Consider the following 11,800-nt stretch of genomic DNA (forward strand, 5'->3'; position numbering starts at 1 on the left):
GTCCTCCATGCATTCCGGATTCCAGCGTTCCGGAAAACTGCCCTCTATTCATTGCAGAAAGGGAATGGATCAGTGCTGATGTTTCTGTTTTAAAAACTCAAGGAGTTGTTCTTTCGTATACGTATTGACCACATTTTTCCTTTCAATCCAGCCTTTTCTCGCGGTGCCGACACCGAAAGCGATATTGCCCAGTTCCGCAGTTGCGTGTGCATCGGTGTTAATCGCGATTTTCACACCGGCTGCCTGCGCTTCTCTTGCACGGGCCGCTGAAAGGTCCAATCTGGCGGGGTCGCCGCTTAATTCAAGGATCGTGCCGGTTTCCTTTGCCCATTGGAAAAGCAAATCAAAATCGACATCGTACCCCTGCCTTTTTTCGATTAATCTTCCGGTCGGATGGGCAATCATGTCCACATGCGGGTTGAATAAAGCGTTGCGCAGCCGTTTCATGATCTGCGCGCGGCTATTCCCGAACCCCGAATGGATGGAAGCAATGACGAAATCAAGGCCTGACAGCACATCATCATCAAAATCCAAAGTCCCGTCCGGCAAAATGTCCATCTCAATACCGGACAAAATCAAGATATCCGGATATTTTTCATTTAACCGGCGGATTTCATTCATTTGCCTGATCAAACGTTCACGTGAAAGCCCGCCGGCGACTTTTAAATATTTAGAGTGGTCCGTGATTGCGATATATTCGTACCCTCTTCTTCTGCATGCATTGACCATGTCTTCAAGCGAATCTTTCCCGTCCGACCAGACGGTGTGCATGTGCAGGTCGCCCTTTACATCATCGATCTGGACAAAAGGCGTCCCCTTATAGGTTTCCACCTCGCTGCCGTCAGCGCGGATTTCCGGAGGGATGTAAGGCAGGCCGTAATGATGATAAAACGAAGCTTCACTCGGAAAACGGAGCAATTCGCCTGTCTTCAGAATTTTGACGCCGGATTGCGTCAGCCGCTCGCCATGAAGACCGGCAATCTGCTGCATTTTTTCCAGATGCGGTTCCGGCCCTGTTGAAAGAAAAAGCGTCATCGCATACAGGTCAGGCAACGCGATCCGGAAATTGATCCGTAAGCCAGGTTCCCCTTTTAATTTAGCCGTTATTTTTATACTCCGGATAGAAACAGCTTCCACGACTTCGTTCATTTGAAGAATGTCCTCCGCAACCGATTTTGGATCGAATGTAGAGATGACATAATCGAGTTCTTCTATTCTTTCTTCAAACCGCCGGATACTGCCGGCACGCGAATAGGTTTCTATTTTCCTGTTTCCGGACAGCGTTTCTTCGATCAGCAAAAGTACCGGCAGCAGCCGGCCGATGGTATAAGCCGGTTTCCCCGAAAGCTGGTCAAGCGCGTGCAAAAGATTGGACTGCGTCGTTTTTCCAAACCCTTTTAACGTTTCAACTTTTCCTTCTTCACAAGCTTTCCTTAAAGAATCCGCATCTGTAATGCCAAGTTCCCTGTAAAGCCTTGATATTTTCCTGGCACCAAGACCCTGTATCTGCATGAGCGGAACCAGCCCTTTTGGAACTTCGTCTTTTAGTTGTTCAAGCAGGGTGGACCGCCCAGTTTCCACGAACTCTTCGATGACGGAAGCGGTTGTTTTTCCAATATGAGGAATATCCGTAAAACGGCTGATTTCTGACAAGTCACGCCCATCCGCTTCCAAGGCAGATGCAGCCCTGCGGTAAGCCGCGATTTTAAAATGGTTTTCGCCTTTCAATTCCAAGTAAACCGCAATTTGTTCCAGCAGCCGGATGACACTGCGTTTATTTGTCCGCATTCGCCTGCCCCCTTTTTAACTTATTAAGTGAAGGATCGGGTTTTTACCGTTTTCCCGCTACGATGATTGGGAAAGCGCCCTTCCAATGGCCGCACATTTTTTCCAGCAGCATGGGAAGTATTTGAATCCGTGCCCGGCATTCAAGCCCCGTCCGGAAAAAACCAGCATGTACACGGGCGATCCCCTCCATAAAGAAACACTCCCCCGTCGCGAGAAGTGCTGTTTTGAAAAACCCGTTTCCAACCCGTTTTGCAAATGGTAAACGTGCCGCCCGGGTTTCTATTTCACCCACCATGACGCCACAAGAGCTGAAATATAAGGTGTATTTTTAATCATGCCTTCTGCGACTGCGGATGCCTTGAGCGCGGATTGGATCTCATCCACCGGCAGCAAAGATCCGATATATAAAACGATAAAAAGGATCAGGTACAGCTCGGCAAACCCGAGGATGCCGCCCGCCCATCCATTGACTTGTTTGAGGACCGGGAGCTGGGCCAAAAAAGTAAGGGATGACCCGACAATATTTAGAAGTATCCTGACAGCAAAGAAAAGGATGGCAAACGCAATAATCCGGTAAAAGGCCGTTTCCATATTGCCTTCGTGCATCAGAAGGGCAAATGAGCTGTCGCTGTTAAAAGAAGGATACGGAATCATCAGCTTCAATTTTTCCGCCAGGTCATCATACAATATGTACGCAACTGCGGAGGCAATTACAAACCCTGTAATATGGACAGCCTGCAATATAAATCCTTTCCGCTTCCCGTTCAGGAATCCAAGCACAAGCAAAATGATGATGGCCATATTAACCATTTTCATCTTCATCCTTTTTCAGCAATTGTAAATAGTGCTGTTCAAGCAGCTCATACTGCTCTTTCAGCTTTATATAATCATGGACAGCATTTACGGCTGTCAGCACAGCCACTTTGCCGGTATCTAATGAAGGATTCTTCGCGCTGATTTCCCGCATTCTTTCATCAACCATCGAGGCAACCAGGCGAATATGGCTTGCCGGATCCGTTCCGATTATGGTATATTGCTGTCCGTATATGCCAACTGTAATTCGGGTTTTTTCCAATGTTGCCTGCCTCCCCATTTGTAAGAATCCTATTCTCTATCATAGCATGGCGGAAAAGCCTTTGTCTAACAATGTCGAACAAATTCACGGAGATCCTGAAACTGCCGGAGGAATCAAAATGCAAAACACTGTCATTCTCGTTTCAGCTTCAACCATGCAAAAAATGAAACAATCTTACCAGAACAGCCTGACGGGGAAAGTTCCGCCCGGCGCCGTTTTTGCCGCAAAAATACCAGGCTGCTCCATTACCGGCTATAAGTCCGGAAAAGTTTTATTTCAAGGGCCGACCGCAGAAACGGAAGCGTCAAAATGGGGACAGTCGCCGGAAAAGAAGCCGGATGCCGCCCGGCGCGCAAAATCTTCCGGCAACCCGCTGCCTCCTAATATCGGGCAGCTTTCCGTCATTGGGTCAGATGAAGTCGGGACAGGCGACTTTTTCGGGCCGATGACGGTTGTCAGCTGTTACGTCGAAAAGGGGCAGCTCCCGCTTTTAAAAGAACTGGGCGTAAAAGATTCAAAAGGATTAACAGACAGCCAGATTGCCGGAATAGCGAAAGAGCTTCTCACCTTTATTCCGTACAGCCTGCTCATTTTGCCGAACGAAAAATACAACCGGCTCCAACAATCGGGCATGTCGCAAGGAAAAATGAAAGCATTGCTCCATAACCGGGCTTTGTACAATACCGCCCAAAAAATTGCGCCGGCAAAACCGGATGCAATTTTAATTGATCAGTTCGCGGAAGCATCCACGTATTACCGGTATTTGCAAAACGAAAAAATCGTCATGCGCGACGGCGTCTATTTCAGCACAAAAGGGGAAAGCGTCCATCTTGCGGTTGCAGCCGCTTCCATTCTCGCACGCTATGCTTTTGTCCGGGAGTTAGAAAAATTAAGCAAAAAAGCCGGCTTTGTTTTGCCAAAGGGCGCCGGCGCACAGGTGGACCAGGCTGCCGCGCGGCTCATCAAGGAAAAAGGCATGGCCGCGCTGCCGCATTTTGTCAAACTGCATTTCGCCAATACGGAAAAAGCGAAAAGGATTGTGGGAATCAGCTAAAGCCCGTTCCGGCCGGAGCCGGCCAAAACTGGCTCCTTTTTTGGGAAAAAAGCCAAAACTCACTTTGCCATGGCACTTATTTTAAATAATATTTTCCCGTCCGGAAACGAAAGAAAATCATTGGCAACATCTTCAAGGTAAATCTCGTTGCCCGCCGTTTCCGTTTCTTTGCAGATCAAGCCGTAAGCTTTTTCTGCAGCCTCATTGATTTTTTGATCTTCCGCAAGAAAATAAAGCCCGGCAAACTTTCCTGCTTTTTTCAAAAAGTTGGCATCTTTCCGGTCATCCGTCTTCCGGTATTTCCACGTTTTCTTTTCCGATGCAGGTTGTTTCATCCCGCTGATGATGACACCTGCATGGTATCCTTCCAGCATGTAATTGACAACAAACGGCCCGGACTGTTCACGAATAATCAAGTATTCTTCCAAACAGGTTTCGATAAAGACCTTCAGGCTCCCCATCTTTTGAAAACGTTCAAGTTCAGCCAGCTTCCGGCCCAATGTTTGCGCTAACTGTTCCAAATCATGAATTTTGTTTGTGATCGCATTTTTCTGGTTAGCGAGCGTCCGGATGCTTTCCACTACATCTTCCTGATGGAACTGCTTTTTTATTTCAGCCAATGACAGACCGACAGACTGCAAGGCTTTGATTTTGCTCAGCTGATCGATTTGTTCTTCCGTATAATACCGGTAACCATTCCCATCCTGGACTGCCGGTTTTAATAAGCCGGTTTCATCGTAATAATATAAAGTTTTCTTATTCACTCTGCACAGCCGGGCAAATTCTCCTGTTTTAAATTTTTTTATCATACAACCACCTTGACTATCCAGTTACGGGATACTTTATGTTAAAACTATAATCAAACAGACAGGAGTATGCAAGATGTTAAACTTTACAGCGTTTCCCGTAAAAAAGGGATTTCTCCTCTTTTCCATTCCCAATATTTTAAATTTATTGTCACAGCAGCTTTATTTGATCATCAACACAATCGTCGTCGGAAAATATTTAGGCGCACAGGAACTTGCAGCTGTAGGGAATGCAGGAAGCATTATCGGCGTCTTCCTCGTGATTTCCGGCGGGCTTGAAATGGGCTGCGAAATCGTCATCGCAAAATATATGGGGGAACAAAAGTACCAAACAATTGTATCAACGATAAAAGGCATCATCCTGTTTGCCGGTTTAGCCGGCATTGTGATGGGCTTCCTTCCGGTTCTCCTGCAGCAGTGGTTATTCAGGCTGATCCACCTGCCTGCATCACTTTGGGCGTTTACCGGAAGTTACATGGCGATTTATTGTTTTGGGCTCGTTTTTATTTTTATATTTGATATTTTGCGGGCTGTGCTGATTTCGATGGGAGATGCGAAAACGCCACTTTTTCTCGTTCTTTTTGCATCCTGCCTGAATATTGGCTTTACCGTTTTGTTCATTTGCGGATTTCATTCCGGGGTTGCCGGCGCTGCTTTTGCCGCTGTCCTTTCGCAAATGGCCGGGATGGCGGCCACGGTATGGGCCATGTTGAAGCGCATCAAAACATTTCCCTTGGAAAAAGGAAAGTTTGTTTTTCCAAAGGCACAGCTTTCGGAACTATTGTCCGTTTCTTATCCGCTCATGCTGCAGCAGGGGGCGGTCACTTTATCTGCACTATTATTGCAAATATTCGTTAATCCCTATGGCAGCGAAATCATCAGCGGGTATATTGCGGTGAATAAAATCCTCACTTTTTTTATGCTCATCATGATCGGTTTTTGCCAGACACTGACCATTTTTACAGCGGCCAACAGCGGCGCGAAACAGTTTGGCAGGATTTTGGAAGGATACCGGTTTTGCATCCGGTTTGCCACGGTTTACGTTCTTTTTCTGACACTCGCGGATTTCGTGTTTGATAAGCAAATCTTATCCATCTTTTTGGATGCAAAAAAATATCCTGATGCTGCCGGCTTTGGCACCTCCTATCTAAAATACAGCTGCATCATGATTTTATTTTCCGCGCTAAAAAACGTGAATGAAAGCATTCTAAGAGGGTACGCGAAAATGAAGCTGTTTTTGCTCTCCAATTTTTCGGATCTTTTTTTCAAAACCGCACTCACTGCCCTCTTTCTGCCTGTCCTCGGGTTAAACAGTTTTTGGGCGGCGTCGGCAATCAGCACTTGCATTGCATTTTTGCTTTCATCCTGCTTCATTCATGATCATCAATTGATTTTCCGTATAAAAAAACAATGACGGTTAAATGGAAAAAGGAGGAATCCCGCGATTCCCCCTTTTTGCATTCCCTTATCCTCTCAACACCGCGCCTGCTTTTTCTTTTACCGCATCCAGCACTTTTTCATGCCGGGCGACGACTTCTTCATCCGTTAATGTACGTTCCGGATCGAAGTAAGTAAGCGAGAAGGCAATTGATTTTTTGCCGGGTTCCATATGCCCGCCTTCATATAAATCAAAAATCGAAACGGATTTCAAAAGGGTTCCGCCGGCCTCCCGGATGATTGCCTGCAGCCGGGCTGCTTCCACATCGCGGTCGACAACAAGCGCAATATCACGGGTGATGGCCGGGAAGCGCGGGATCGGCCGGTATTGGACCGGTTCGGCCGGGTAATCGTACACCGGCTCCAGTTTCAGTTCGAACACGTATGTTTCTTTGATATCGAGTTCTTTTTGCACGTTCGGATGCACCTGGCCGACAAAACCAATCGCTTCCCCGTCCAGCAAAATTTCGGCTGTCCTTCCCGGATGCAGCCCGTTAAATGCGGCCGCGCGGTAGGAAACAGCGCCTGAGACCCCGAGTTTTTCAAACAGGCCTTCCAAAATCCCTTTTGCCACAAAGAAATCAACTGCTTTCTTTTCTCCTTGCCACAAGTTGGCAACCCAAAGCCCGGTGATGGCGCCGGCGAGGTGTTCCTGCTCTTCCGGCTGCGCCCCATCCGCCTTTTTCAAAAAGACATTGCCGACTTCATACAATGCAACCGACTCGTTTTTACGCGCGACATTATACGCGACAGATTCCAAAAGATGCGGCAAAAGGCTTAAGCGCAGCACACTGCGTTCTTCGCTCATCGGCATGGCGACGCGGACCGGTTCGCGTTTTTCAAGCGCATACTGGTGTGCTTTTTCTTCGCTTGTTAAAGAATACGTGGTTGCCTGGTACAGCCCCGCTCCTTCAAGGAAACGTTTCGTGGCGCGGCGTTTTTGCTGGATGGCGTTCAAGCCGCCCCGCGTTCCCCTGCCCGCCGGTAATGTCTTTGGCAGCAGGTCATAGCCGTACAGGCGCGCCACTTCTTCAATCAGATCTTCCTCAATCGTAATATCGCCGCGGCGGGTCGGCACAATAACGGTAAAACGGCCGTCTTCCCATGATGCTTCAAACCGGAGGCGTTTGAAAATACGGAGCACTTCTTCCGCTGAAATTTGCGTTCCAAGCACACGGTTGATTTTTTCCAGCGTAATGGTGACAACAGCCGGCTCAATATGCAAATGGTTTTCGGCAACCGTCCCGGCGAGCACTTCCCCGCCCGCATATTTGCTGATCAGCATGGCGGCCCGTTCTGATGCAGGCAGGACGCGGTTCGGATCAACCCCTCTTTCATAGCGGCTGCTTGCCTCGCTGCGCAGGCTGTGGTCTTTTGAAGCCGCGCGGATCGTTCCGGCATCAAAATAGGCGGATTCCAAAAGCACGTTTGTCGTCGTTTCGGTTACTTCTGAATTGGCGCCGCCCATGACACCGGCCATTGCGACAGGTTCAGTGCCGCTCGTAATGACAAGATGGACGTCTTTTAACGTGCGCTCCTGGCCATCGAGCGTCACCATGTTTTCGCCTTCATGCGCCATGCGAACGACAATTTCTTTGGAACCGAGCTTGTCATAGTCAAACGCATGCAGCGGCTGGCCGTATTCGAGCAAAATATAGTTCGTAATGTCGACCACATTGTTGTGCGGGCGGATTCCTTCTGCCATGAGCCGTGCCTGCATCCAGAGCGGGGACGGGCCGATTTTCACATTGCGGATGACTTTTAATGTGTAAAGCGGCGCCGCTTCTTTTGCATCGACGCGGACCGAAATGGCATCACAAGCTTTATCGGCTGCTTCCTGCACTTTTGTTTCCGGCAATTTCACATCTTTCCCGAGTATCGCCGCCACTTCGTAGGCAACGCCGAGCATGCTCATGCAGTCCGCCCGGTTCGGGGTGAGGCCCAGTTCGATAATGGTATCATCCAATCCTAAAAGCGGCAGCACATCCTGCCCCGCTTCCACATCATCCGGGAACACATAAATGCCGTTTGCGTACTCTTTTTGGACGAGCTTGCTTTCAACACCGAGTTCCTGCAGCGAGCAGATCATCCCGTTCGACTCCTCGCCGCGCAGTTTCGAACGTTTGATTTTCACATGCCCCGGCAGCCAGGCGCCCGGTTTGGCAACAGCAACTTTCTGCCCTTTATCGACGTTTGGCGCGCCGCAAATAATCTGGACAGGCTCGCCTTCCCCGATATCGACCAGGCATTTGTTTAATTTATCGGCGTTCGGATGCTTTTCTTTTTCCAATACATGCCCGACAACGACATTTTTAATGCCTTCCCCCTTAAATGCCACGCTTTCGACTTCAATGCCGGTCCGCGTAATTTTTTCAGCCAATTCTTCCGGCGAAATGCCGTCCAAATCCACATATTCCTGCAGCCATTTATATGAAACAAACATGTTTGACCCTCCTTATTCTTGTACGGAAAACTGCCGTAAAAAACGAATGTCATTTGTATAAAAGTGGCGGATGTCATCAACGCCGTATTTCAGCATCGCAATCCGCTCCGGCCCCATGCCGAATGCAAAACCGGTATATTTTTCCGGATCAAAGCCGGACATCCGTAATACGCGCGGGTGGACCATGCCGGCGCCCAAAATTTCAATCCAGCCGGTGCCTTTGCATACATGGCAACCGTGCCCGCCGCACATCTTGCATGAAATATCCATTTCAACACTCGGTTCGGTGAACGGGAAAAAGCTCGGGCGCAGCCGGATTTCGCGGTCTTCGCCGAATAATTTTTTCGCAAATACTTCCAACGTCCCTTTTAAATCGGCCATCGTGATGTTTTCGTCAACAACCAGCCCTTCAATTTGCATAAACTGGTGGGAATGTGTCGCATCATCATTGTCGCGGCGGTACACTTTCCCCGGGCAGATGATTTTGACCGGCCCTTTGCCGTGATGCTTTTCCATTGTCCGCGCCTGGTTCGGTGAAGTATGGGTCCTAAGCAGCATTTCATCGGTTATGTAAAAGGTATCCTGCATATCGCGTGCCGGGTGCCCTTTCGGCAGGTTCAGCGCTTCAAAATTGTAGTAATCGGTTTCCACTTCCGGCCCCTCGGCAATGGTATAGCCCATCCCGATAAACAAGTCTTCGATTTCCTCAATGACTTTTGTAAGCGGATGGTGGCTGCCTGCTTTTACCGGGCGGCCAGGCAGCGTGACATCAATTTTTTCGGATGCCAGTTGCCTCTCGACGGCTTCTGCTTCCAATGCCGCCTGTTTCTTTTCAATACCTGCTTGAATGGCGGCACGCACTTCATTGGCGAGCGCGCCCATTTTCGGCCGTTCTTCCGCTGGCAGCTTCCCCATGCCGCGCAAAACTTCCGTAATCGGGCCTTTTTTGCCGAGATAGGCGACACGGATCCCGTTCAGCGTTTTTAAATCAGCAGCCTCTTCAATTTTGGCAAGCGCTTCGGTTTGCAGTGCTTTCAACGTTTCTTCCATTTTTTGTACCTCCTTTAGGTTTTGGGCGTTAAAAAAGCCCCGCCCTGGAAAAGGGACGAGGCTAATGGTTCGCGGTACCACCCTAGTTAACATAACTAAATTATGTTCGCTTCATTTCAATAACGGCTTTTAACCGTCCCGCCTTTACATTGCAAGCAATGGTCCAAGCGGCAACTCGAGGGGTGAACTTCGCTTCATTTCCCCATAAAAATGCTTCCAGTCTGCGGCATTTTCTCCCTGCATGGCGAAGATCAAGCTACTTTTCCCTGTCATGGTTTTTATCATTTTTCAGTTATTTTTTATTATAGCGGGAAATGCCCGCAATTTCAAACGGAAAGTGAAAATAGGCATGGGTCCGGCCGTTTTGGCACGGAATATTTCCCGTTTTCCGCAATAAATGGACGCTTTGGCCACGCGGTTGTCCCTGTTTATCCTGGCCAAACAACGCAGCCGCCCTCATGAAAAATCGTCTGCCTCGATTGCCTTTTGGCGCCTATCCTGAAAAATGGTGCCGGCTGTTTTTCATCTTCTTCTGGTGCCGCGTTCACCGCATGGATAAGGCCTGCTTTTCTGCCTCAAACACGGGGCAGCAAAGGTGGCATCCATTATTTCCGCCAAAGGTTACGCCCGCATTGCAAAGTCATACATTAAAATGCCGGCTGCCACCGCAACATTTAGCGACTCGCTTTTGCCGAAAATCGGGATGGACAAATTTTGTTCCGTTAGCGCAAGTAAGCTAGGGTGTACGCCGCTTCCTTCATTGCCAACAAGGATCGCAAAGGCATCACCTGGATTTACTTCGCGAAACGTTACGCCGTTTTCAAGCGCTGTTCCGTAAACCGGCACTGCCGCTTCGTTCAGTTTTTCAATCCACATGTTTAAATCGCCTTTTAAAAGCCCGACGTGGAGATGGCTTCCTTGTGCCGCACGCAACACTTTCGGGCTGTACGGATCCGCCGTGCCCTTGCCGAAAATAACGGCATCAAACCCGGCTGCGTCCGCCGTCCGGATCATCGTTCCTGTATTGCCGGGATCCTGCACGGCATCAATTAAAAGATAACGCCTGCCGATGATTTTGGACGGCTGTTTTTTCATCCGGCACACGGCAAAAATGCCTTGCGTCGTTTCTGTATCGGCAAGCGTTTTGCTGATTTCATGCGTGACAGTGGTTACCGGCACCCCTTCCGTATTCCAGCGGTTTGGCAGGTCCACGCCTTCTTCAACAATAATTTCTGTCACTACTTCTTCTTTCAGCGCTTCTTCGACGAGATGGAACCCTTCCAGCAAATAAGTAAATGTTTTTTCGCGTTCTTTTTTCGCGGTGAGTTTTTTCCAATGCTTTACTTGCGGATTTTGCAAGGATTGTATGTATTTCAACGTGTTTGCTCCCTTTTCGTTAAGTTTTCCTTGGAATAGTATACATAAAAATTGTGGCCATGTGAAATGCTAGCAGTGAAAGTGATCAAAGGAGCTGAACCGAAATGGATTTGGACTTGCGGAAAGCAGTCATTCACAATGTAAAAGAGGACACGCAAGATCAGTTAAAAGATACGATTGTCGATGCCATTCAAAGGGGCGAAGAAAAAATGCTCCCGGGGCTCGGCGTCCTCTTTGAAATCATTTGGAACCATGCGGATACACAGGAACAAAAAATGATGCTGGAAACGCTCGAGCAGGGGCTGAGCCAGGCGTAACAAGGGAGCGGAAAAAGCCGCTCCTTCTATATGTGCACCGGCTCTTCCAATCCGTTTACAGTTGCAATGAATGACGGCAAATTTCTTTTATGCCACCCGTAACCAATCAGCACTTTGTTTAATCGGAAAACAGCCGTACCATCCGAAGTCCCAACATACAATCTGTGGTAAGTCAGCTTCGGAACAGTTTTCATGCTTGTGATCTTTTCTCCCGGAATAAATGCCGATTCGTCCGGTAACATATTGCCCGTAATATTATTGATTGGAATGACGGTCAGCCCTTGTTCACTATAGCTGAGCACATTATACTTTGTCCCCAGTGCTCCCGCCGGCCCTCTCAGCAAATAATCCGAAAACGATGGCAAAATGATCCCGCAAACCGTACACTTCTCCGCTGTTTTATCATATCTGCCAGCCTCTGTTAAAAAAGCAACAAAATCCTTTTCTTTCAAC

Annotated in this window: 11 protein-coding genes and 1 other annotated feature; of the genes, 3 read left to right on the forward strand and 8 right to left on the reverse strand. The window is 48.5% G+C overall.

The window, feature by feature from the left end; translation table 11 throughout:
* Positions 1-69: 69 nt before the first annotated feature.
* From polX to zapA, 3 genes are all read right to left on the reverse strand, one after another.
* Positions 70-1,788, reverse strand: a complete 1,719-nt coding sequence (gene polX / locus NSS95_RS10030) for a DNA polymerase/3'-5' exonuclease PolX (RefSeq protein WP_014097801.1) — start codon at positions 1,786-1,788, stop codon at positions 70-72.
* A 279-nt stretch (positions 1,789-2,067) separates the two neighbouring features.
* Positions 2,068-2,604: a CvpA family protein gene (locus NSS95_RS10035; protein ID WP_276210388.1), complete on the reverse strand. Its 537-nt coding sequence runs from the start codon at positions 2,602-2,604 to the stop codon at positions 2,068-2,070.
* Positions 2,591-2,881: a cell division protein ZapA gene (gene zapA / locus NSS95_RS10040; RefSeq protein WP_013859878.1), complete on the reverse strand. Its 291-nt coding sequence runs from the start codon at positions 2,879-2,881 to the stop codon at positions 2,591-2,593. The genes NSS95_RS10035 and zapA overlap by 14 nt, the downstream gene beginning before the upstream one ends.
* A 100-nt stretch (positions 2,882-2,981) precedes the next feature.
* Between zapA and rnhC the strand changes: the two genes are divergently transcribed.
* A complete protein-coding gene (gene rnhC, locus NSS95_RS10045; protein ID WP_328229083.1) occupies positions 2,982-3,917 on the forward strand; it encodes a ribonuclease HIII in 936 nt (311 codons plus the stop codon).
* 59 nt (positions 3,918-3,976) lie between these two features.
* On the opposite strand, the gene NSS95_RS10050 is transcribed toward rnhC, so the two are convergent.
* On the reverse strand, positions 3,977-4,726 hold the full coding sequence (locus NSS95_RS10050; RefSeq protein ID WP_061565145.1) for a MerR family transcriptional regulator: 750 nt from the start codon (positions 4,724-4,726) through the stop codon (positions 3,977-3,979).
* 73 nt (positions 4,727-4,799) lie between these two features.
* Between NSS95_RS10050 and NSS95_RS10055 the strand changes: the two genes are divergently transcribed.
* Positions 4,800-6,137: an MATE family efflux transporter gene (locus NSS95_RS10055; RefSeq protein ID WP_061574102.1), complete on the forward strand. Its 1,338-nt coding sequence runs from the start codon at positions 4,800-4,802 to the stop codon at positions 6,135-6,137.
* A gap of 51 nt (positions 6,138-6,188) precedes the next feature.
* On the opposite strand, the gene pheT is transcribed toward NSS95_RS10055, so the two are convergent.
* The 3 genes from pheT to NSS95_RS10070 form a co-directional block, all read right to left on the reverse strand.
* Positions 6,189-8,603 carry a phenylalanine--tRNA ligase subunit beta gene (pheT, locus tag NSS95_RS10060; protein WP_061086558.1) on the reverse strand — a complete coding sequence of 805 codons (2,415 nt, stop codon included), beginning with the start codon at positions 8,601-8,603 and terminating at the stop codon, positions 6,189-6,191.
* Between the two features lie 12 nt (positions 8,604-8,615).
* The gene (gene pheS, locus NSS95_RS10065) at positions 8,616-9,653 is read right to left on the reverse strand and encodes a phenylalanine--tRNA ligase subunit alpha (RefSeq protein ID WP_061086557.1); all 1,038 of its coding nucleotides are present in this window, start codon (positions 9,651-9,653) and stop codon (positions 8,616-8,618) included.
* A 48-nt stretch (positions 9,654-9,701) separates the two neighbouring features.
* Positions 9,702-9,935: a binding site (T-box leader), on the reverse strand.
* Positions 9,936-10,274: 339 nt separating this feature from the next.
* The gene (locus NSS95_RS10070; RefSeq protein WP_061086556.1) at positions 10,275-11,030 is read right to left on the reverse strand and encodes a TrmH family RNA methyltransferase; all 756 of its coding nucleotides are present in this window, start codon (positions 11,028-11,030) and stop codon (positions 10,275-10,277) included.
* A gap of 104 nt (positions 11,031-11,134) precedes the next feature.
* On the opposite strand from NSS95_RS10070, the gene sspI reads away from it, so the two are divergent.
* Positions 11,135-11,347, forward strand: coding sequence for a small acid-soluble spore protein SspI (gene sspI / locus NSS95_RS10075; RefSeq protein ID WP_061086555.1), 213 nt, complete (start codon positions 11,135-11,137; stop codon positions 11,345-11,347).
* A gap of 26 nt (positions 11,348-11,373) precedes the next feature.
* Here sspI and NSS95_RS10080 read toward each other — a convergent pair whose 3' ends face one another.
* Positions 11,374-11,799 carry a hypothetical protein gene (locus tag NSS95_RS10080; RefSeq protein ID WP_014097793.1) on the reverse strand — a complete coding sequence of 142 codons (426 nt, stop codon included), beginning with the start codon at positions 11,797-11,799 and terminating at the stop codon, positions 11,374-11,376.
* Between the last annotated feature and the right edge of the window lies 1 nt (position 11,800).

The sequence above is a fragment of the Weizmannia sp. FSL K6-3076 genome (assembly GCF_038007245.1).
Taxonomy (GTDB): domain Bacteria; phylum Bacillota; class Bacilli; order Bacillales; family Bacillaceae_C; genus Weizmannia; species Weizmannia faecalis.

Excerpts from the sequence above, each read along its gene's own strand:
- pheS (WP_061086557.1), bottom strand. The coding sequence starts at position 9,653 with ATGGAAGAAACGTTGAAAGCACTGCAAACCGAAGCGCTTGCCAAAATT.
- rnhC (WP_328229083.1), top strand. The coding sequence starts at position 2,982 with ATGCAAAACACTGTCATTCTCGTTTCAGCTTCAACCATGCAAAAAATG.
- zapA (WP_013859878.1), bottom strand. The coding sequence starts at position 2,881 with ATGGGGAGGCAGGCAACATTGGAAAAAACCCGAATTACAGTTGGCATA.
- pheT (WP_061086558.1), bottom strand. The coding sequence starts at position 8,603 with ATGTTTGTTTCATATAAATGGCTGCAGGAATATGTGGATTTGGACGGC.
- polX (WP_014097801.1), bottom strand. The coding sequence starts at position 1,788 with ATGCGGACAAATAAACGCAGTGTCATCCGGCTGCTGGAACAAATTGCG.
- NSS95_RS10055 (WP_061574102.1), top strand. The coding sequence starts at position 4,800 with ATGTTAAACTTTACAGCGTTTCCCGTAAAAAAGGGATTTCTCCTCTTT.
- sspI (WP_061086555.1), top strand. The coding sequence starts at position 11,135 with ATGGATTTGGACTTGCGGAAAGCAGTCATTCACAATGTAAAAGAGGAC.
- NSS95_RS10035 (WP_276210388.1), bottom strand. The coding sequence starts at position 2,604 with ATGAAAATGGTTAATATGGCCATCATCATTTTGCTTGTGCTTGGATTC.
- NSS95_RS10050 (WP_061565145.1), bottom strand. The coding sequence starts at position 4,726 with ATGATAAAAAAATTTAAAACAGGAGAATTTGCCCGGCTGTGCAGAGTG.